Here is a 19,034-nt window from a genome sequence, read left to right as displayed (position 1 = left end):
TCCGCTGATTCGGGACCAAAGGCACCTGTATCGAGGACTTCGTCCCCAGGTGGCGGTGGGCCTGTTCTGTGAGGCTGGAGGTGGAAGGAAGCCTTGCGAAGGAGACGCGTGATGGCCAGACGGATCGTGGTGGGCGTGGACGGGTCGGTGCCGTCGGCGGCGGCGGTGGAGTGGGCCGCGGCCGATGCCGAGCGCAGAGGGCTGCCGCTGCGGATCGTGCACGTGTGCGAGCAGTGGCCGCACAGCCCTGGTGGGTCCGCCTACTGCGCCAAGGCGCTGGAGGTCGCGGCGACGCGGGCGCGCGGGCTGGGCGCGGAGGTGACGACAGAGACGCTGACCGGGAACGTGATCGACGACCTCATCGGTGAGTCGGCGCCGGCGGACAGCGTGGTCCTGGGCAGCAGGGGACTGGGCGGGTTCGCCGGACTGGTGCTGGGCTCGGTCAGCCTGGCCGTGGCGGGGCACGCGGTCGGCCCGGTGGTGATCGTCCGCGCGCCCACGCAGGCGCGGCACGGCCGGGTAGTGGTCGGCTACGACGGGTCGGAGCACTCGCGGGCCGCCATGGAGTACGCACTGGCGCAGGCCCGTGCCCAGGGCGCCGAGCTGCATGTGGTGTACGGGTGGCGGACACCGATGTTCTCACCGTACGCGGCCGTGTCCGGCAGCCTGCTGGAGGACGCCTTCCAGCAGCAGGTACGGATGGCAAGCGAGCGGGTGGCCTCCTGGCGCGAGGGCAACCCGGACGTCAAGATCACCGACGCGGAGGTGTGTGAGCACCCGGTGGCGGCGTTGATTCAGGCCTCACAGACGGCGGACCTGGTGGTGGTCGGCTCGCGCGGGCTGGACGCGTTCGCCTCCGCGGTGCTCGGGTCGGTCAGCCACGGCGTGCTGCACCACGTGACCTGCCCCGTCGCGGTCGTACGTCCACGAGAGGAGCGGTGATGAACGTCGAGTCGCTGACAGCGAAGCAGGTGATGAGCCGGATCCTGGTGGCGATCAGGCCGGAGGAGTCGTCGCTGATGGCCTGGGAGCTGATGCGCCGGGGCGATGTCCATCACCTGCCGGTCGTCGAGGACGGGCACGTGCTGGGCGTGCTGACCCGCGAGGACGTGGCCGCGTCCTGGTCGGGCGGCCCTGAGGAGCAGTTCAGGCGCCAGGTGCGCGGGCTGCTGGGCAGCAGGCGCAGGCCCCGCGTCCAGCCGGACATGTCGCTGTCGGAGGTGGCGGCCGTGATGCTCGACGCCGGGTGCGACGCGCTCCCCGTGGTCTCGGAGGAGGGGCTGATCGGGCTGATCACGGCCAGGGATGTGCTCGCCGCGGTTGCCGGCCGGGTCAGGGCCGTCGACAGGCCGGGCGAGGTCGTCACCGGGATGTTCCACCTCGACCCTGTCCTGCCCGCGGGCGACTGAGCGGCTGGTCACGGTCAGGAGCGAAAGTCCTGGGAATCGCGCCGATCCGCACGCAGCCGGGCGGCCAGCGCGGCGGCCTGGGTACGGCGTTGCATGTCGAGCTTGGACAGCAGGTTGGACACGTAGTTCTTGACCGTCTTCTCGGCCAGGAACATCCGCTCGCCGATCTGCCGGTTGGTGAGCCCCTCGCCGATCAGGTCGAGGATGTTGCGTTCCTGATCGGACAGGGCCGCCAGTGGGTCCCTCCTGGCGGCCTGCTCCCGCAGTCGTTGAAGCATCGCCGCGGTGGTCTGCGGATCGAGCAGCGACTGCCCGGAGGCGACCGTGCGCACGGCGCCGACCAGGTCGGAGCCGTGGATCTGCTTGAGCACATAACCGGCGGCGCCCGCCATCACCGCCTCGAACAGCGCGTCGTCGTCGGCGTAGGAGGTCAGCATCAGGCACGCCAGCCCGGGCAGGCGGGAGCGCACTTCACGGCACACGTCCACGCCGTTGCCGTCCGGCAGCCGGACGTCCAGCACCGCCACGTCCGGCTTCAGGGCCGGGATGCGGGCGATCGCGGACTCGGCGGTGCCGGCTTCGCCGATCACCTCTATGTCGTCCTCGGAGCCCAGCAGGGCGGCGACTCCCCGCCTTACCACCTCGTGATCGTCGACGAGGAACACATGAATCATGGGACAGACGGTAGTCACCACGCGCCGCTTCTGGAAGGGACCAAAGACCTTGGCAGGCCATGTCGTCGCGTTTCGCGTGTAGAGGACCTACGACGGGATCATCCGGGCCCTTCGTCACTGCCGGTCGGAGCCGGGACGAGGGACGGTGGGGGTGGAGGTGAAGGGTTATGTCCATCCAAGTCAAGGACGTCATGGGCCGGGTCGCCATCGCCGTGCTGGAGGAGGCGTCGTTCGCCGAGATCGTGGCCGCGATGAAGCGGTTCGCGGTGGGCGCGGTCACCGTGATCGACGCCGACCGCAGGCCGGTGGGTGTGGTCTCGGAGGACGATCTACTGCTGAAAGAGGCCGATCCGGTACGGCACAGCGTGTCCATGTTCGAGTCCAGGAGGCGGCGGAGCGAGCACGAGAAGGCGGCGGCGGTCACCGCGGCCGAGCTCATGACCTTTCCGGCGATCACCGTCACGCCGGGCACCGCCGTGCGTGACGCGGCTCGGCTGATGCACGACAAGCGCCTCAAGCAGCTGCCCGTGATCGACCCGGTCACCGGGCGGATCGTCGGCACCCTGCACCAGCGCGACGTGCTGCGGGTCTTCACCCGGCCCGCCGCCGACCTGGAAGCCGACGTCAGGGCCGTGCTGCCTGACACCGGAGCGTTCTCCGTCGAGGTCGACAACGGCGTGGTGACCGTCGGCGGACGGGTGCGGCACAGGTCTCAGGCCATCGCGGTCACGGAGGCGGTCCGCAAAGTCGAGGGCGTGGTCGACGTGGTGTGCGAGGTGTCGTTCGAGAAGGAAGACCTCCTCATCGTCCCTCCGCTGCTGTAGGCGCGTTCCGGGGGATCGGCAGGACGAGATTCGACATACCGTTCGCGGCGCTGGACGCCCAGCGCCGCGAACGGTTCACTGTTGCCGACAGGCAGGCCAAGAGGTGGAGCCGGCCGAGCGGGTGGAGCCGACGGCTCAACCTGTGGCGACGAGGTCGCTCCGAAGGCTCTCCACGGCGCGGACCAGGGCCAGATTCGCCGCGGTCAACGTGCGTACTTCTTCCTCTAGCTGGTCGACCCGCTTCTTCAGCGCCAGCAACTCGGCGTCCAGCGCTGAAGCCTCCGCGATCATCCGTCCACCGATCATGATCGATCACACCTCCGAAATGTCTTCATGATGATGCTCGCCGCCCCCCGCGCTTCCGTACAGCGGCGAACGTCCTCATTCGCCGGGACCAACGACACTGTCCACGTCCAGCGGACAGCACGCGCTCGAAGGGAAAGGAGATCCGGGCGGAGAAGACCCGGGAGGGTCCTGACCCGGACCCGTCCCGCGGCCCAGGGAGGCCGAAGGTCCCACCGCATGGGGGACCGACGCCTCTAAGTGCCCGGCGGGACGCGCCGGACGATACAGGCATGAGACTCGGTTTCAATGGTTTCGGCGGGATCGGCCGGGCCGTCCCGCGGCGCGCGCTCCGCGGAGACCCCGACATCGCCGACTGGTACGACAACGACGCCAACCGCCTCGTCGAGATGGCATGACATGGATACCACCGCCGTGCTCGCCAGGCATTTCGACGGGAGGTGTCTGGCGAGCACTCGCACCGCCGTCTTCCACGCGGCGTCGGACCAAGGGCTCGCGGGCGAGCCGCTCACCGACTTCCTCATCGCGGTCAACGAGTGCGTGACCAACGCGCTGGCGCACGGTGGCGGCCGGGGCAGCCTCAGCCTGTGGCGGACGAACGGCGGCCTGCTGTGCGAGATCACCGACACGGGGCCGGGCATCCCCGCTCGGGCGCTCACCGAGGGCCCGCTCCCGCCGCCGGGCGCTCCCGGCGGGAGAGGAATCTGGCTGACGCGCCGGCTGGCCGACCAGGTCTCCTTCCTCACGGGTCCCGCGGGTACCACCGTGCGATTGAGCATGCGCGTGAAGCGTCCAGAAGCCCGCGAACGCCGTCGAGAGCGCCAGAGGAGTGAAGGGAGCGCGCCGATGCGCTGGAACGAGATGTCGAAAAGGCAGCAGGGCACATTGATAGCGCTGGCGTCCGTGGAGGTCGCACTCACCGCGGCGGCCGCCGCGGATCTCTGCTTACGGCCCGCCGGCGATGTGCGGGGGCGCAAGGGCCTGTGGTGGATGGCGATCTTCGTTCAGCCGGTCGGCCCCCTCGCCTACCTGTTGTGGGGCCGGCGGCCATGAAGGCTCTGAGCGGGTTCTGGCCTCACCAGTCGTGGATCGTGCCGTCCTGGAGCCGGTTGAGCGGCAGGTAGGACGGCTCGTACGGGTGCGCGGCCGCCAGTTCCTCGTCGAGGTCGACGCCGAGCCCCGGCGCTTGTCCCGGATGCAGGTGGCCGTCGGTGAAGGTGTAGGCGTGGGGGAGCGACAGATCATCGCCCATCCGCGCTGGCAGGTCGGTGGGCATGCACCGAGGATACAGGAGGGGCCGACGGCGACGGATCCACCGGCGGAAGCCGGCGAGCGGTGGCGCGAACCGTCCGTCTCCGTCTCCGCCTAGGAGACCGGCGCCGTCCGTCTCCTTGCACTCCCGGGCCGAGGTGCCTCTGGCTTCGGCCCTCGACCAGAAACGAAGCGCACCGCGAATATCGCGACCAGCAGGAGGGCGCAGATCCATGCGAACCAGTCGCCGAGCCTGGTGTACAGCGTCGGCACCGCGCGATCCGGCAGGTCCGCGGTCACCGACACGAAGGACGCGCCCGTCGTGCGTGCCTCGGCCAGGAGGCGGCCGTGCGGGTCGCTCACGGTCAAGGCGCCCTGCCGGGCCGCCCGTGCCACCACCAGGCCGTTCTCGATGCCGCGCGTGATCGCCATCCGGCTGTGCAGCCACGCGTCGGCGCCGAAGTCCCAGGCGGGTACGAACAGCGCGCTCGCCCCGTCGCGCCGATAGTCGCGGACCAGGTCGGGGAAGTCGAGATCGAAGCAGATCGCGATCGCCCATCGCCGGCCGGATCCGGGCACGAACGCCTGCGCCTGACCGGCCGCGAAATCGCTCTCCAGGCCGGGGACGAGGTGGCGTTTGACGTACTCGACGGGCCGTCCGCCATCGGCGGGGAAGTCGATGGCCGCGTTGTACTCGCGCCCGTCCCTCGTGAGGATCAGCCCCGCGACGATGTCGACGCGGTGGCCGGAGGCGAGCCGGGACAGCGGTCCGGCGAGCGACGGCAGGTCCGCCTCATCCACCCGGAACGTCTTCTCGGGAAGGACGACGACGTCGGCCCCGCGCTCGGCCAGGGCCGGGATGCGGCTCACGTAACCGGCCAGCAGGTCGCGCCCCTCAGGATCGGTCACCGCCACCGGGTCGATCGACCGGTCGCTGGCCACCAGTGCCACCTTGACCGCTGTCCCGGCCTCGGCCGGTCGCAGCTGCCACCACCCGTAGCCCGCCACCAGGGCCGCGACCGTCGCGGCGGTCACGGCGACCCGCACCCGGCCGGCCGCACCGGGCCGCAGCAGGGCGGCGGCCGTGGCCGCGACGCCCATCAGCACGAACGTCACGCCCCATGCTCCGGTGACCGAGGCGATCTGGATGACGGGAAGGACGTCGGCCTGGGTATAGGCCAGGCTCCACCAGGCGCCGTTCGGCGTGATCAGCGACAGCGCGTACTCGATGACGACCCACGCGGCCGGGACGACGCCGACGGCCATCAGCGGGTGCCCGCGCAGCGTCAGACCGCGGTAGGCGAGCACCACCAGACCGAACAGCAGCGCCGAGCCGACGAGCAGGAGCACGACCATCGTCGGCGGGATCTGCACTGTGTTCAGGAAATATCCCCACATGGGGGTCTGGCCGCCGAGCCATGCGAGGGACGCGGCGGCCAACGCCGCACGCGCCGAGCAGCGCGGCGCCAGGACAAGGACCGGGATCGGCGCGATCCACGTACACCAGGGCACCGGGTTCAGGCCGGTACCGAACAAGAACAGCGTGGCCGACAGCACTCCCGCGCCGATCGACCACCATCGTTGCGATCTCATCGAGCAGACTCCTCCGCCAGGGAAACTGCCTCGATCCTCCACACCGGCGCCCCGCGCCCACATCGGCGGCGAGAGTGAACTCCGCGCTCCCTCTCACGGACCGCTCAGACGCTTTATGGCCCCCTCCAGGAGCGCTCAGGCGTCGCCGGCGACGACGAGTCCCGACTCGTAGGCGAACACGACCGCCTGCACCCGATCGCGCAGCTCCAGCTTCGTCAGGATCCTGCTGACATGGCTCTTCACGGTGTGTTCGCTGACGACCATCTCGCCGGCGATCTCCGCGTTGGACAGCCCCCGGGCCACCAGCCGCAGCGTCTCGGCCTCACGGCCGGTCAGCTCGGCGAGGCGGGCGGCCAGCCGGGGCGCCACCCCATGGCCCGGCCGGAGGATCAGATCCTCGATCAGGCGTTTGGTCACCGTAGGCGCCAGCAGCGACTCTCCCGCCGCCACCACGCGCACCGCCGCGGCCAGTTCGTCGCGCCGGATGTCCTTGAGCAGGAAGCCGCTGGCCCCGGCGCGTAACGCGTCGTAGACGTACTCGTCCAGATCGAACATGGTCAGCACCAGCACCTTGGCGGATGTCGTCGCGCAGATCAGCTCGGTCGCCTCGATCCCCCCCATTCCGGGCATCCGGACGTCCATCAGTACGACGTCCGGCCGCAGCTCGGTGGCTGCCCGAACGGCCTGCGCGCCGTCGGCCGCCTCGCCGATGACGGTGATGTCGGCCTGGGCGTCGAGGATCATGGCGAAGCCGCCGCGGAACAGATCCTGATCGTCGGCCACGAGTACGCGGAGCATGTGCCTATCCAACCGGGAGCGAGGCCGCCACGACGAAGCCTTTCGCTCCCCGGCCGGCGCGCAGCGTCCCACCGCAGGCGGCGGCCCGTTCGCGCATCCCGATCAGGCCATGCCCCTGGCCGTCGGTGCCTTCGCCGTCCGCGCCCTTGCCGTCGTCGGCCACTTCGACCGCCAGAACGCCCGGCGTCCAGCGCAGTCGCACCTGAGCGGTGCGCGCGTCCGCGTGGCGCAGCACGTTCGTCAGCGCCTCCTGCACGATCCGGTACGCCGCGACGTCGACCTCGACGGGGATCGGCCGCGGCACGCCGTCGCTGGTCAAGGTCACCCGCAGCCCGGAACGGCCGGTCCGCTCGATGAGTTCCGGCAGGGCCGCGAGCCCGGGTTGCGGCTCCCGGTGATCGCTCTGGCCCGAGCGCATCGTGCCGAGCAGGGTTCGCAGCTGGGCGATCGCGCCCCGGCCGGTGTCGGCGATCGTGTCGAAGGCGGCCTGCGCGCGTGCCGGGTCGGACTGGAGCATCAGCGGCCCGGCTTCGGCCTGGACGACGATGAGGCCGACTGAGTGGGTGAGGATGTCATGCATGTCCCGGGCGATGCGCGCCCGCTCGTGAGCCGCGGCGATGGCTCGCTCCCACTCCAGCCGCAGAGCCCGTTCGGCCAGCTCGGCGGCCCGGGCGCGGCGGGCGCGGGCGCTGGTGCCCAGCGCGTACGCGGCGACGAACGCCGTACCGACCACGCGATAGGAGTCCAGCCCTTCCTGCGGCAGCGCGAGCGAGACGTACACCCCCGCGCCGATGACCGGAACGGCCGCCAGCCGCAGCAGCGGCGGGCTCAGCGCGGCGATGGTGTAGGTGCCCACCAGCGGCCCGTACGGCAGCATCGGCTTCTCCCACATCACCAGCGCGGTCATCGCCAGCCCGACCACGCAGGTCACCACGAGCGGTGCCCTGCGCCGCCACAGCACGGGCACCGAGGCCAGCACGGCCAGCGCCACCACCCACCATGGCTGCGAGGAGGGGACGAGCGCGGGGCCGACGGTGGCCGCCGACACGGCGACCGTGATCGCGACGTCCACCACTCGTGGCGGCACGTCCGTCAACCGGGTGCGCAGCCGCTCAGTAAGTCCGGACATCTCGCTCAGTATCGGGATCCAGGCCGCCCGGCGCATCCCTCCCACGACGGATAGCGCCGTTCACTCTCAGGAGTGACCGGCTGTCGGGGCCTCTCCCTAAGATCACGCGTATGAACAAGGACGAGACCGCCGCCCTCGCCAGGTGGCTGTGGATCCCGGCGACCGGTCCGGTGCGGTGCTGCGGCCACTGGCTGAAGGACGCGGCCGGCTGGTCCCGGTGGCGGAACACGAGCGGCGGTACGCGGGCGAGCGGGAATATCGCGGTCTGACCGTCCCCATCTCCTTGGCAGGCGAACCGGCCGCCGCTCTCCGGCAGCTCGGCGAGACGGTGGAGGACACGATCGGTCCGGCCGGCAGCGGGGTCACCGTGTTCGGCGGAAATCGCTGCGTGCTCGCCCTCCGCTCCGCCGAGCGGCTCACCGTCGAGGGCTGGTCCGAATATTTCTCGCCGGGCGAGGACCAAGGCTGGTCGCAGCGGCTCGAACGGACCGTCCGATCGTGGACGCCCGACGCGGGCGGCCCCGGCGAGGTGGATGGAGAGTGACCGCGTGTCCTCACGCGCGGCCGACGCGGAGCGCTTCTTTCAGGAACACGCGGTAGACGCTGGGCGTCCCCTCGGTGGTGATGACCTCGACGATGGAGCGGACGTCGCGATCGTCGACGGCCGCGCGGATGAGCGCGTCCGCGAGGTCACGACGTGAGGTGAACCGGCCGACCATCTGCGGTGGTCCGACGGTGTATCCGGTGATCGCGCTGCCGTCGAACAGTCCCGACGGGCGGATGACGGTCCAGTCGAGATCGGTCCGGGCCACGATCTGTTCCATGCGGGCGGCGTCCTCGTACAGCGGGCGCCCCATCCTGATGAGCGTCGGCACGATCACCTTGCGGTAGATGAGGGTCTCGCCGGGCGGGGGTTTCATCGGCACGCCGGTAGAGGTCACGCAGACCAGGCGCCGGACGCCGTGCGCGGTCATGGCCGCGACGATGTGCTCGGCGGACTTGGAGAACGTGGTGGTGGCCGCGGAGCCGTAGGGGACGCCGAGCGTCGAGAGCACCGCGTCATGCCCGGCCACCACCCGACGCACCGCCTCGGGGTCGAGGGCGTCCGCCTTCGCGACATTCAGCGCGGGGGCGCCGAGGGGGAAGGTTTCCGGATGCCGGGTGACAGCGGTGACGGTATGGCCCTCGGCGAGGGCTTGGGCGGTGGTGAGCCGTCCTGTCGGGCCGTTGGCCCCGAAGATCACGAGCTTCACGTACGTGGCCTCTCATGCACGCTATGTGGAGGCGCCAGTGATTTGACGCCATTAATATTCATTATAAGCAGCGTAAAGCACACGACTGCCGTTCGGGGCGTGGCGCGGGAGGCCGGACGTACGGGGCGTAAGTTCGGCGGCGTACGCACTCCCACGAGGACGCCGCTGATGCCGCCGTCCCGCTGCTGATCCCGGCCCGGCACTGAGAGCTTCCACCCGGGGCGCGCGCGGCTGAGCGCGCGCCCTCATCACCGCCATGCGTTGTCCTCGGCATGCGCGGACCCCTGTCATGCCGCCACGATCGGATTTCGCGTGCTCACCGACACCCGCGTGGCGCTGCCCTCGCAGCGCCGCCTCGCCGACCACCGATTCTTCGCCGCGTTGCTGCTCCTGGCCGCCGCGCTGCGGGTGGTGACGATGCTCGGCTATCGCCCCGTCACGCTCTACTGGTACGACTCCTTCACCTACCTCGATACCGCCGTGCACCCGGCTCCGTCGGCGACGTTCCATCCGATCGGCTACCCGCTGCTGCTGCGGGCGCTGCTGCCGTTCCACAGCGTGGAGCTGGTCGCGGCCGTCCAGCATGCCATCGGCCTGAGCACCGGGATACTGCTGTACGCGGTGCTGCGCCGCAGGTCGGCGCCCGGCTGGGTGGCGGCGTCGGCGACGGTGCCGCTGCTGTTCGACGCCTCCTTCCTGCGGCTGGAGCATGCCGTCCTGTCTGACACGCAGTTCATCTTCCTTGTCGTGGCCGGGCCGGCCATGCTGATGTGGTCGCCCCGGTTATCCGTGCGCGCCGCCGCCGGAGCGGGCCTGCTGTTCGCCACGGCCGCGCTGACCAGGACGATCGCGCTTCCGCTGCTGCTGCTCATCGTGCTCGTGCTGGCCGTGCGGCGCGTGGGATGGCGGCCACTGGCCGCGCTGGTCCTGGCCGGTTCCCTACCTCTGGCCGGCTACGCCGCCTGGTACGCCCAGCACCACGGCCGTTTCGCCATCAGCGGCGCCGACGGCGTCGCCCTGTGGGCCCGCACGATGACCTTCGCCGACTGCGCCCGCATCCAGCCGCCGCCCGATGTGGCCCGCCTGTGCCCCAACGGGACGAAGGTGGACGCGGCCTCCGAGTACGTGTGGGCTCCCGGGGCCTCGCTCAACTCGCTGCCCGGCGACCGGTTCACGCACAACGACCTCGCCCGCTCGTTCGCGATCGACGCGATCCTCGCCCAGCCGCTGGACTACCTGGCCGAAGTCGTACGCGACACCGCCATCGCCTTCTCCTGGACCCCGATCCCGCACCCCGACCGCACCACCCCGGCCTTCGGCTTCAGCGGCGGGCATGGGGAACTGCCCGACCAGCCGCTGATCGACAAGGTCAAACGGGAGTACGACCCGGCCATCCGCGGTCTGTCGTCGGTGTCTCCGTACGCGGACTTCCTCATCGCCTACCAGTACGCCGCCTACCTGCGCGGCCCGTTCCTGGGCCTGATCCTCCTGCTCGGCGCGGTCGCCGCGGTGCGGCGGCCCCGCGTGGCACTGCTGCCGTGGGCCGTGGCGATGGGCCTGCTGATCGGCCCGGTCGCGGTCCTGGACTTCGACCACCGGTACGTGCTGCCCGTCATACCCGTCGCCTGCCTGGCCGCCGCCTTGGCTTTCCACCGTCGCCCCTGGCCCGCGCGACACACTCACGGCAGGGGGAGGCATGGGTTTTCTGTGGGATGCCCGTCATGCCCCGAGTACGTCTTCTGATTTTTTCCGCAGTGGGTGTCGGATGGCGTCGAGCCCGTTCGTAGCCAAGATGAGAGACCGGCGACGGGCCGGCTCGCCGAGATGAGAAGGCAAGGAGCGTGCACACCATGGACCAGGAGAACGTGAGCGCCACACTGACCGTCGTCGCGCCCGCCGCGAGGGTGTTCGCGGTGCTGGCGGACCCGGCTGCCCATGCCGCGATCGATGGCACCGGCTGGGTTCAGGAGCCTGCCGACCGGGCGCCGCTGACCGAGGTGGGGCAGGTTTTCCGGATGGCCATGTATCACGCGAAGCATCCAGACGGTGACTACCGGGTGGCCAACAAGGTCGCGGTGCTCGACCCGCCGCGCTCCATCGGCTGGCTGACGGGGACAGAGGAGGAGGACGGTCGCCTGGAGCTCGGCGGCTGGATCTGGCGTTACGACCTTACGCCGCTCGGTCCGTCCGAGACCGAGGTCACGCTTACCTACGACTGGTCGGCGGTGCCGCGGTTCAGGCGGGAGTACATCCAGTTCCCGCCCTTCGGCCCCGAGCATCTCATCAACTCGCTGCGCCACCTGGCCGAGCTCGCCGCACCGGCGTCACCCGACCGGACCACGTGACCCGCTCCACACACCCGATCCCGCGTTCGAGGAGAGCACCATGACCGCTACGTACACCTTCGACGTCTTTATGAGCCTCGACGGCTTCGGCGCTGCCGGCGGCAACTGGGGCGGCTACTGGGGCAAGCAAGGCCCCGAGCTGCTGGAGCACCGCCTCGCCCTGCACAGCGAGGAACAGCGGATGGTCTTCGGGGCCAACACGTATCGGGCGTTCGCGCGGATGCTGGCCTCGAGCACCGAGGACTCCGACGTCCGTGACCCATGGGTCACCCGGATGAGGAACCTGCCCGCAACCGTGGTGTCGACCACACTGAGAGGACCCCTCGACTGGCCGGACGCGACCGTCGTGAGCGGCGACGCCGTGGACGTCGTCGCCCGGCTCAAGGAGGAGTCCGAGGTCCCGTTGCGCTCACACGGCAGCCTGTCGATGAACCGGGCGCTGATGGCCGCCGGTCTGGTCGACCGCGTCCAGGTGACGCTCTTCCCGGTGATCACCGGCCAGACCGGAGCGGACCCGATCTTCCAGGATGCGGCCGACTTCGACCTCGAGCTGATCGAGAGCCGGACGCTCGACGGCCGTACCCAAGAGCTCATCTACCGGCCCACCCTCCATATCTGAGTCCGTCCATGTCGTAGCGGGGCGTGACGAACCGCCAGCCGTCAGGCAGGCCCGACAGCAGCAGTCCGGGCACCACGTGGGCCTCCAGGAGCGGGAAGCGGCCGTGCGGGAGATGCTGCGGCCCGGCGCGGAGGTCTCCTTCGCGGTGGCCGACCTCACCTCCAACGACGGCTGGGCGGTTCCTGGCCGCCGCCGGGGTGATGTCGCTGCCGGAGATCGCGAACCTGCCGCGGGTACGGCTCGGCCCGGCGGCCCGCCGAGTGCCGACCCGGACGGCATCGGACTGGGCGATCCGCCTTGGCGCGCTGGTGAGCCCTCGCTTCGCGACGGTCGTTCCGGACCTGGGCGTGGCACGCCAGGCGTCTAGCGCGAAAGCGCGTGAGGTTCTGGGCTGGCGGCCCCGGCCGATCGAGGAGACGATCCTGGACACCGCGGCCGGCTTGGCCGGCCTGGGCCTGTCCGCAACACAACGCGAATGGCCGACGCGTAGCCGACCCCATCTCACCGCATCGCGATCAACATCCTGCCGGATTCTGGTCGAGATCGGCCAGGAACCTCTCGGCGCGGCGGGCGAAGAGGTGGGCCCCGCGTTCGCCGGATCGGGCGCGGGCTTCGTCGGCGGCGGCTCGCACGACGTCGACGGGTTCGCCGCGGGCGTGCAGCAGGCGGGCGCGCAGCAACAGGAGAAGTCCTTCGGCATAGCGTTGGCCGTGGGCCTGGACGGCCTGGTCGGCCCGGTCGAGGGCGGTCGCGGCCTTGTCGGGCATCTCGGCTGCCAGCCACATCTCGGCGATCAGTCCGTACCAGTAGGCAAGGCCCCATCTCGGCGGGTCGAGCAGGGTCGCGGCCAGGAGATGTTCGGCCTTGGCCGCGGTGCCGGCAGGGTCGTCGCCGGTGAGGGCACGGGCCCAGTACCAGTCCAGCCATATGTAGGCTTCCTGCGCGACGCCGGGACGGTCGGCGCTGGCCGCGACCCACCGCTCGGTCGCGTGCATCGTCCAGGTCGTGTCACCGGCCATCGTGGCGGCCATGGTTTGGTAGCGGGTCCAGCCCGACATCTCAAAGGGGTCTCCCTCGGCCTGGTACACCGTGCCGAGCAGGGAACGCCCCGTCTCGACATCCCCATGCAGCGTGGTGATCACGGCCAGATAACCGACCCACTCATCCTGGATCCGCCAACGTCCGAGGTCGTCGCGGCGTCGAGCCGGGACGCCCCCGACCCGGCTGGCAAGGTGGTACATGCTTTCCTGAGCCGGCCCCGGGTGCGGGTCGGCTGAGTTCGCGAGCAGCGAGGCAATGCCGTCCGCAGTGGTACGGCCTACCCAGCTGAAACACTGATACGCCGCGCCGATGTCGCCGATGTCCCATTGGTACAGGCCCCAGGCCTGCCGGCCGTACGCCTGGATGATCGGGTCCGCGGACGCCTGGCCTTGCTCATGCAGCCGGCGAGCCCACACCCCACGGTCTTTCTCGGTGGAGACGTAGGCCCCGGTCATCCGAACGAAGAGAAACTCGGCCTCGGCCGTCTCGCGGCCGAGTCTGCGGGCAAGATATGCGCCTCGTTCCAGCAGATCGAACGTCGAGCCGCCCATTCCCGGGGGCTCGACGGCCAGGAGGTTGAGCAGCGACAGGACGGACAGTTCCAGCTCCAGCAGCCCCGCCGTCCGGGCGATCTGGACGGCCGATTCCAGGTTCCGATAGGCGGCCGCGAACGCGAGCTTGGTCGCCGCGCGGCGGCCGGCGCGCGCCAGTGCCTCCGCGGTGCGAACCGGGTCGGCCAGGGGGCCGGCGCCCCGCAGGTGGTAGGCGAGGCGTTCGGCGACGGACTCGTCGTCCGCATGGATGTGTTCGAGGGCGTCGGCGACGCGCAGATGCAGCTGGACGGCCTGCCGCCGCGCAATGGTCTCGGTGACCGACTCGCGGACCAGGTCGTGCGCGAAGCGCCACGAGAACGGGTCTTCCGGCTTGGTCTCCAGGAGACCGAGTGCTTGCAGCGGTTCGAGGCGTTCGAGGCAGTCCGCGACATCGACGCCGATCGCGCGGGCGAGCAGGTCGAGGTCCACGTCGCGGCCGATGACCGCGGCGATGCGCAGCAGGCCGTGAGCGCTGTCGTCGAGACCGGACATCCGATCGCGGACGACGTCTCGCACGGTGGCCGGCACCCCGGCCCGTACTGACGCGCCGCCGTCGCCGAGCGAGCCGCCGTCGCTGAGCAGCCGGGACAGCTCCTGGACGAAGAACGGATTGCCGGCGGTGCGGGCATGGATGCCGCGGGCGACTTCGGCACCGGGATCGTGGCCGGTCTCGCGGCGGATTAGCTCGGTCACGTCGGTCAAGCCGAGCGGGCCGAGGCGGATCCTGCGGTGGCCGGGCAGCCGGCTGGCCGCGGCCAGAACCCGCGACAGATCAGAGCCGGGTGTGGGTGCGCGATCGCGTAGCGCACCGATGATCACCGTGCCGGCGGGTAGCCGGGCCGTCAGGTGGCCGAACAGTTGGAGCGAGGCGGCGTCGGCCCATTGGAGGTCATCGACGATCAGCAGCGTGGGCTGTTGCGCCGAGGCCTGCCCAACGGCGGTGACAACCTGCTCGAACAGGCGAAACTGGGCGCCGCTGTTGGGAATGGCCGGCGCGGCGGCGTAGTCGTCTCGCGATTCCAGGAGACTGCCGAGCTCACTGGCGAGCCACTTCTCCCGCAGCGGCGCGGGCAGGCTGTCGAGAATCGGGCGGAGCGTCTGTTCCCAGGGCCACATCGACGGTGTTCCGTCGCCTTCCAGGCACGAACCCCAGACGACCAGCGCGCCACGCCGGCTCGCTTCGGTGGCGATCTCTCGTACCAGGCGGGTCTTGCCTACGCCCGGCTCGCCTTCGACGATACGGAGCGCAGGGCGGCCGGTGAACGCCATCTCGACGGATTGCCGCAGTAGGGCGAGTTCCTCGGCCCGGCCGACCAGCCCGGCTGTCGTTCGCGCCGACGCGCCGTCATCCCCAACGTCCGTACGCGCCACGAGCGGCGACGCCGAGGGCTGCGACAGCACTCGCAGGTGTGCGGCTTGCAGCTCCGGGCCAGGATCGATACCGAGCTCGTCGGCAAGGCGGGCGCGGACCTCGCGGAACACCGACAGTGCCTCCGCCTGGCGTCCCGCCGCCCCGAGGATGGAGATGAGGCCGGCCTGTACGGGTTCGTGGAACGGCGCCATCGATGCGGCCAGCTGCAACGCCGGCAGCACCCCCGCCGGTCGGCCCAGCGACACCGCCAGTTCGGCCGCTTCGGTGCACGCGGCGTGAAACTCGTCGTCGAGGGCGGCGAAGGTCGGCAGCGCGGTCGATCGGTGCGTGAACCCGTCGCCCGCACGGCCCCGCCAAAGGCCAAGCGCTTCGACATAGCGATCGAGCGCCGTTTCCAGGCGTTGCCGTGCCAGGGCCGCCTTGGCGGTCTCGACGAGTTCCCGGAAGGTGTGGAGGTCCAGGGTGCCGGGGGCGGCGGTGAACTGGTAGGAGCCGCCGCGGTGGTGCAGGTATGAGCCGGATTTACGGGCGGGGGTCGCGGGTTCGAGCAGTCGCCGCAACGCGCCGACGTGTTTGTGGATGATGTTGAGCGCGCTGCTTGGGACCTCGTGGTCCCAGACCAGGTCGATCAGCTCGCTCGTGCTGACCGGCGTGCCCACCCGGGCCAGAAGCAGGGCCAGCAGATAAGCCTGTTGCCGGGGACCGGCATCCAGTTCGACACCATCGCGCCACACCCGCAACGGGCCCAGGACCTGAAGGCGTAAGAGAGCGCCACCGGCCGGCTGATCGTCGACGCCTGGCCGGACGGGATGAACGGGCAGAGCCACCTCGGCTCCCGGGTGAGTCGAGAGATTGCCAACTAGCAAACCGTCCAAATCATATCGCAGCAGTGCGAAACCTACCGGTGCCCGAGAAGGTCAGGGCGGTCACCGACAATCGACGTGTTCTTGCTCGGCGGCCGCGGCGTAGGCGACGTCGAGGCGCTCGAACCCTGTCACCAGCGCGGGGTCGACGTCGGGCGGCGGCACCATCTCGGTGCGGCACCTCAGGTGGCGGCGGCATGGCCCCCAGTCCCACCCCGAGGATCTCCGCCGCGCGCTCCAGCGCCTTCTCCAGGTTCTTGCCCGATGTCGCAGCCGGACTCTTGCGCCGGCGCTCCAGGTCTGAGGCGCGCCTGCCGACGGGCACCTCCAGCAGCATCTGCGGGATCACCCGCTGGCGCGGCGACAGAATCCCGTACAAGGTGTTGTAGAGCCGGTCGGCCCCGAGCATTACGCCGCCGAGCTTGGCGGGACGGTCTTCGAGGTCTACCCGGCCTCCGGCCGCCGACCCCCCCACAGGCAGCCTGCGTCTGGGTGTCCGCGTCCCCGCGCACGCGGTCGTCCGCGAGCTCCCGACCGGCAGGCACCTTCTCACTGACCCAGACGGCCGCATGGTGGACCTGGAGATCACCGAGGAGACGAACATCAATGCGTAGCGCGCCTGGCGAGCCATGCGCGCGGGCTGCCTCCTGGCCGCCCTGGCACAGGTCCATGCCCCGTTCGATGGCTCAGCGGACACGCGGTCCGCCGGCCTGGTCCGCGGTGTCGGCGATCCGGTTGAGCAGGGCCGCCAGGTCCCGCAGGGGGGTAGGCCGCAGCGCGTAGATACGGCGCTGACCGGTGCGCTGTGAGGTGACGACGCCGGCGCGCTCCAGGGTCTGCAGGTGCTTGGTCGTCTGCGGCTGGCGCGCCTGGGCGAGTTGGGCGAGGACGCCGACCGGGCGGGGCCGCTCGGCCAGCAGGCTCACGAGCCGCCAGCGGGCCGGATCGGCCAGCGCGGTGAGAAGTATGTCCACTGCGTCCATGGCGAGAAGTATTCATCATGGAGAATATTCGTGTCAAGGAATATCTTAGGGCCTCCCCCTGGTCGCTGCGGGGTGTCGGTGGATGGCTCCGGGGCCGGGGTCGAGGGTGACGGAGTCCAGGTTGACGTTGCCGTTGTCGTTGGGGCCGAAGGCGAAGATCAGCGGGGTGGCCGGGGTGAGGAGGAGGCTGAGCTGGTGCTCCGACCAGGTGTCCCAGTTGGCCAGGGTGGGGAGCTTGAGCCGGCTGGACCGGGTGCCGCTGCTCAGCGTCATGGTCTGGGTAGTGCCCATGGCGTTGGCGTAGCGGAGGCGGAGGGTGTAGAGGCCGCCGACGGTGACCGGGGCGTTGAACCGTACGCTTTCCTTGGTCTTCATGCAGGCCACGAAGCCGGTGCCGGTGTAGCCGGTGTGGTCGGTACGCAGGCACGCGCCGCTGAGGAGTTGCGCGGATTCCGCCTCGATCCTGCGAGGCCCGGCGGCGAGCACTCCGCTGATGGCCAGCAGGTCGGCCGCGACGTCCGCCGGGATCGGTGCGGCCGTGACCAGGGCCGTGAACCGGTTGAGCGCTTCCCTCATCCCCGCCGGGTCGTCGGCGGCAGCGGCGGTGATCGAGGTTTCGACCTCGGTGCCGAGCCGGCCGGACAGTGCCGGGTCGAGGGCTCCGGCGTCGGTCGCGAGCCGCACCTTCAGCGCGAGAGAGAACAGCGCCTGCGGTGGGCCGAGCGGGGCGGCGAGCCGGTCGTCGATGGCGGTTCGGGCTTGCGCGCTCACCTCGGCGAGGGGAAGACCATACAGCGCCAGCCGTACTTCCTGGAGCCTCAGGAGACGGCGACGCTCCGCACCTGGCCCGCGGCGCGACCGTTGAACAGCCGGGTCTGGAATTCGGCCACCGTGCTGCCCTTGTTGGTCAGGGGAGCCTGCACGGTGAGCTGCTGGGTGGCCGGGTCCAGCACCGCTTCGGGGGTGCCGTATCCGGCACGGGGGTCGGCGTACCAGGGGAGTTGGTCGAGGTCCCGGCCGGTCACGGGTCTGATCCTGACGGCCTGCCCGCCGGCGGCGACCAGCGACATGGATAACCGGGTGGACGATCGGACCAGCGTCTTGCGGATCTCGACGGGCAGCGGGTCGCCCTTCCAGGTGGTCTCCTGGGCGTCGGCGTAGGTCTCCGCCACGAAGGTGCCTTGGGGGAGGAACGACAGCGGGACCTGGAGGGTCCGGTCGTTCTCGTCGGTGATCGCGCCGAGGTACCAGGTGCCCCCGTCGCGACGGGCCGTCACGGTGTAGTCCCCGATGACGCTGTCCAGGACGCGGGTCTCGTCCCACGTGGCGGGCATGTTCTTGAGGAAGGCGAATTCGGGGTGGGCGGCGTAGTTCCCGGGGGTGTCGGCGAGCATCTGCATCGGGCTGAAGAACGTCGGGTACGGCGCGAGCTGCGCGGCCGAGGTGGTCTGGACGCGGGTGCCGAGCCTGGCCGGGTCCCAGGTGACGTTCAGGACGCCGGGCGTGTAGTCGGCGGGTCCTCCGATGAATCGGGTGAAAGGGAGGATCGTGGCCTGCGCCGGCGGGTTGCCGTTGACGCCCATGTAGTTCTGCTGCTCCATGCCCGCGACGCCCTCGCCCGTCATCATGTTCGGGTAGGTGTGCGCCAGGCCGGTGGGTTTGATCGCCTTATGCGCGTCGATCGTGATGCGGTGCCGGGCCGCCGCGTCGATCACCCGCTGGTAGTGGCGGACGGCCTCCTGGTCGTAGTGGCTGCGGTTGACGCCGCCGAGCAGGAATTTGGTGGCGTAGCCCGTCTCGACCGCGTGGATGCCGAGTTCCTCGTACCGGGAGAAGATCTTCTCCAGGTTCTGGTCGTCGATGTCACCGCGGGTCTCGTTGTGGGCGATGTACCCGATGCCGTTGTCGCTCGCGTGGTCAAGGATGACGACGGCCACCGTCATCGCGAGGAGTCTTCGCCGCGCCGCGTCCGCTCGCTTCATGC

At 70.4% G+C, this 19,034-nt stretch carries 21 protein-coding genes; 9 read left to right on the top strand and 12 right to left on the bottom strand.

Annotated elements, in window-relative coordinates; all coding sequences use genetic code 11:
- Positions 1-111: 111 nt before the first annotated feature.
- The gene (locus ACIBO2_RS32680) at positions 112-942 is read left to right on the top strand and encodes a universal stress protein (protein ID WP_397301835.1); all 831 of its coding nucleotides are present in this window, start codon (positions 112-114) and stop codon (positions 940-942) included.
- Complete coding sequence (locus ACIBO2_RS32675) at positions 942-1,409, top strand: CBS domain-containing protein (RefSeq protein ID WP_358543726.1); 468 nt, start codon at positions 942-944, stop codon at positions 1,407-1,409. The genes ACIBO2_RS32680 and ACIBO2_RS32675 overlap by 1 nt, the downstream gene beginning before the upstream one ends.
- A gap of 14 nt (positions 1,410-1,423) precedes the next feature.
- Here the strand turns inward: ACIBO2_RS32675 and ACIBO2_RS32670 are convergent, their stop codons facing one another.
- Positions 1,424-2,083 carry a response regulator transcription factor gene (locus ACIBO2_RS32670; protein ID WP_358543728.1) on the bottom strand — a complete coding sequence of 220 codons (660 nt, stop codon included), beginning with the start codon at positions 2,081-2,083 and terminating at the stop codon, positions 1,424-1,426.
- A gap of 167 nt (positions 2,084-2,250) precedes the next feature.
- On the opposite strand from ACIBO2_RS32670, the gene ACIBO2_RS32665 reads away from it, so the two are divergent.
- Entirely contained in the window at positions 2,251-2,907 is a 657-nt protein-coding gene (locus ACIBO2_RS32665) for a CBS domain-containing protein (RefSeq protein WP_397301831.1), read from the top strand.
- 135 nt (positions 2,908-3,042) lie between these two features.
- On the opposite strand, the gene ACIBO2_RS32660 is transcribed toward ACIBO2_RS32665, so the two are convergent.
- A complete protein-coding gene (locus ACIBO2_RS32660; protein ID WP_358543734.1) occupies positions 3,043-3,213 on the bottom strand; it encodes a hypothetical protein in 171 nt (56 codons plus the stop codon).
- A gap of 269 nt (positions 3,214-3,482) precedes the next feature.
- On the opposite strand from ACIBO2_RS32660, the gene ACIBO2_RS32655 reads away from it, so the two are divergent.
- Complete coding sequence (locus tag ACIBO2_RS32655; RefSeq protein WP_397301827.1) at positions 3,483-3,608, top strand: hypothetical protein; 126 nt, start codon at positions 3,483-3,485, stop codon at positions 3,606-3,608.
- Position 3,609: 1 nt separating this feature from the next.
- Complete coding sequence (locus tag ACIBO2_RS32650) at positions 3,610-4,263, top strand: ATP-binding protein (protein WP_397301824.1); 654 nt, start codon at positions 3,610-3,612, stop codon at positions 4,261-4,263.
- A 22-nt stretch (positions 4,264-4,285) separates the two neighbouring features.
- Here the strand turns inward: ACIBO2_RS32650 and ACIBO2_RS32645 are convergent, their stop codons facing one another.
- The 4 genes from ACIBO2_RS32645 to ACIBO2_RS32630 all read right to left on the bottom strand — a co-directional run bounded on the left by ACIBO2_RS32645 (position 4,286) and on the right by ACIBO2_RS32630 (position 7,981).
- On the bottom strand, positions 4,286-4,486 hold the full coding sequence (locus ACIBO2_RS32645; RefSeq protein ID WP_358543741.1) for a hypothetical protein: 201 nt from the start codon (positions 4,484-4,486) through the stop codon (positions 4,286-4,288).
- 89 nt (positions 4,487-4,575) lie between these two features.
- Positions 4,576-6,054 carry an apolipoprotein N-acyltransferase gene (locus tag ACIBO2_RS32640; protein WP_397301821.1) on the bottom strand — a complete coding sequence of 493 codons (1,479 nt, stop codon included), beginning with the start codon at positions 6,052-6,054 and terminating at the stop codon, positions 4,576-4,578.
- Between the two features lie 135 nt (positions 6,055-6,189).
- On the bottom strand, positions 6,190-6,852 hold the full coding sequence (locus ACIBO2_RS32635) for a response regulator transcription factor (RefSeq protein ID WP_358543746.1): 663 nt from the start codon (positions 6,850-6,852) through the stop codon (positions 6,190-6,192).
- A gap of 4 nt (positions 6,853-6,856) precedes the next feature.
- Positions 6,857-7,981 carry a sensor histidine kinase gene (locus tag ACIBO2_RS32630; protein ID WP_397301819.1) on the bottom strand — a complete coding sequence of 375 codons (1,125 nt, stop codon included), beginning with the start codon at positions 7,979-7,981 and terminating at the stop codon, positions 6,857-6,859.
- Positions 7,982-8,123: 142 nt separating this feature from the next.
- On the opposite strand from ACIBO2_RS32630, the gene ACIBO2_RS32625 reads away from it, so the two are divergent.
- A complete protein-coding gene (locus ACIBO2_RS32625) occupies positions 8,124-8,525 on the top strand; it encodes a hypothetical protein (RefSeq protein WP_397301816.1) in 402 nt (133 codons plus the stop codon).
- Positions 8,526-8,535: 10 nt separating this feature from the next.
- On the opposite strand, the gene ACIBO2_RS32620 is transcribed toward ACIBO2_RS32625, so the two are convergent.
- The gene (locus ACIBO2_RS32620) at positions 8,536-9,234 is read right to left on the bottom strand and encodes an NAD(P)-dependent oxidoreductase (RefSeq protein ID WP_397301813.1); all 699 of its coding nucleotides are present in this window, start codon (positions 9,232-9,234) and stop codon (positions 8,536-8,538) included.
- Between the two features lie 312 nt (positions 9,235-9,546).
- On the opposite strand from ACIBO2_RS32620, the gene ACIBO2_RS32615 reads away from it, so the two are divergent.
- From ACIBO2_RS32615 to ACIBO2_RS32605, 3 genes are all read left to right on the top strand, one after another.
- The gene (locus ACIBO2_RS32615; RefSeq protein ID WP_397301810.1) at positions 9,547-10,977 is read left to right on the top strand and encodes a hypothetical protein; all 1,431 of its coding nucleotides are present in this window, start codon (positions 9,547-9,549) and stop codon (positions 10,975-10,977) included.
- 107 nt (positions 10,978-11,084) lie between these two features.
- Positions 11,085-11,579, top strand: a complete 495-nt coding sequence (locus ACIBO2_RS32610) for an SRPBCC domain-containing protein (protein ID WP_358543759.1) — start codon at positions 11,085-11,087, stop codon at positions 11,577-11,579.
- A gap of 40 nt (positions 11,580-11,619) precedes the next feature.
- Entirely contained in the window at positions 11,620-12,198 is a 579-nt protein-coding gene (locus ACIBO2_RS32605) for a dihydrofolate reductase family protein (protein ID WP_358543761.1), read from the top strand.
- Here the strand turns inward: ACIBO2_RS32605 and ACIBO2_RS32600 are convergent.
- The 5 genes from ACIBO2_RS32600 to ACIBO2_RS32580 all read right to left on the bottom strand — a co-directional run bounded on the left by ACIBO2_RS32600 (position 12,170) and on the right by ACIBO2_RS32580 (position 19,032).
- A complete protein-coding gene (locus tag ACIBO2_RS32600; RefSeq protein WP_358543764.1) occupies positions 12,170-12,628 on the bottom strand; it encodes a hypothetical protein in 459 nt (152 codons plus the stop codon). The genes ACIBO2_RS32605 and ACIBO2_RS32600 overlap by 29 nt on opposite strands.
- Positions 12,629-12,713: 85 nt before the next feature.
- Positions 12,714-16,031: a BTAD domain-containing putative transcriptional regulator gene (locus ACIBO2_RS32595; protein WP_358543766.1), complete on the bottom strand. Its 3,318-nt coding sequence runs from the start codon at positions 16,029-16,031 to the stop codon at positions 12,714-12,716.
- Between the two features lie 722 nt (positions 16,032-16,753).
- Positions 16,754-17,050: an ArsR/SmtB family transcription factor gene (locus ACIBO2_RS32590; RefSeq protein ID WP_397301806.1), complete on the bottom strand. Its 297-nt coding sequence runs from the start codon at positions 17,048-17,050 to the stop codon at positions 16,754-16,756.
- 45 nt (positions 17,051-17,095) lie between these two features.
- Complete coding sequence (locus ACIBO2_RS32585) at positions 17,096-17,821, bottom strand: hypothetical protein (RefSeq protein WP_397301803.1); 726 nt, start codon at positions 17,819-17,821, stop codon at positions 17,096-17,098.
- A gap of 47 nt (positions 17,822-17,868) precedes the next feature.
- A complete protein-coding gene (locus ACIBO2_RS32580; protein WP_397301800.1) occupies positions 17,869-19,032 on the bottom strand; it encodes a glycoside hydrolase family 97 catalytic domain-containing protein in 1,164 nt (387 codons plus the stop codon).
- Between the last annotated feature and the right edge of the window lie 2 nt (positions 19,033-19,034).

The organism is Nonomuraea sp. NPDC050022 (assembly GCF_044460705.1).
Classification (GTDB): Bacteria; Actinomycetota; Actinomycetes; order Streptosporangiales; family Streptosporangiaceae; genus Nonomuraea.
This window is presented reverse-complemented; position numbering and strand designations above follow the sequence as displayed.

Coding starts and splice junctions, on each gene's coding strand:
- ACIBO2_RS32680 (WP_397301835.1), top strand. CDS start 112: ATGGCCAGACGGATCGTGGTGGGCGTGGACGGGTCGGTGCCGTCGGCG.
- ACIBO2_RS32675 (WP_358543726.1), top strand. CDS start 942: ATGAACGTCGAGTCGCTGACAGCGAAGCAGGTGATGAGCCGGATCCTG.
- ACIBO2_RS32670 (WP_358543728.1), bottom strand. CDS start 2,083: ATGATTCATGTGTTCCTCGTCGACGATCACGAGGTGGTAAGGCGGGGA.
- ACIBO2_RS32665 (WP_397301831.1), top strand. CDS start 2,251: ATGTCCATCCAAGTCAAGGACGTCATGGGCCGGGTCGCCATCGCCGTG.
- ACIBO2_RS32660 (WP_358543734.1), bottom strand. CDS start 3,213: ATGATCGGTGGACGGATGATCGCGGAGGCTTCAGCGCTGGACGCCGAG.
- ACIBO2_RS32655 (WP_397301827.1), top strand. CDS start 3,483: ATGAGACTCGGTTTCAATGGTTTCGGCGGGATCGGCCGGGCCGTCCCG.
- ACIBO2_RS32650 (WP_397301824.1), top strand. CDS start 3,610: ATGGATACCACCGCCGTGCTCGCCAGGCATTTCGACGGGAGGTGTCTG.
- ACIBO2_RS32645 (WP_358543741.1), bottom strand. CDS start 4,486: ATGCCCACCGACCTGCCAGCGCGGATGGGCGATGATCTGTCGCTCCCC.
- ACIBO2_RS32640 (WP_397301821.1), bottom strand. CDS start 6,054: ATGAGATCGCAACGATGGTGGTCGATCGGCGCGGGAGTGCTGTCGGCC.
- ACIBO2_RS32635 (WP_358543746.1), bottom strand. CDS start 6,852: ATGCTCCGCGTACTCGTGGCCGACGATCAGGATCTGTTCCGCGGCGGC.
- ACIBO2_RS32630 (WP_397301819.1), bottom strand. CDS start 7,981: ATGTCCGGACTTACTGAGCGGCTGCGCACCCGGTTGACGGACGTGCCG.
- ACIBO2_RS32610 (WP_358543759.1), top strand. CDS start 11,085: ATGGACCAGGAGAACGTGAGCGCCACACTGACCGTCGTCGCGCCCGCC.
- ACIBO2_RS32605 (WP_358543761.1), top strand. CDS start 11,620: ATGACCGCTACGTACACCTTCGACGTCTTTATGAGCCTCGACGGCTTC.
- ACIBO2_RS32590 (WP_397301806.1), bottom strand. CDS start 17,050: ATGGACGCAGTGGACATACTTCTCACCGCGCTGGCCGATCCGGCCCGC.
- ACIBO2_RS32580 (WP_397301800.1), bottom strand. CDS start 19,032: ATGAAGCGAGCGGACGCGGCGCGGCGAAGACTCCTCGCGATGACGGTG.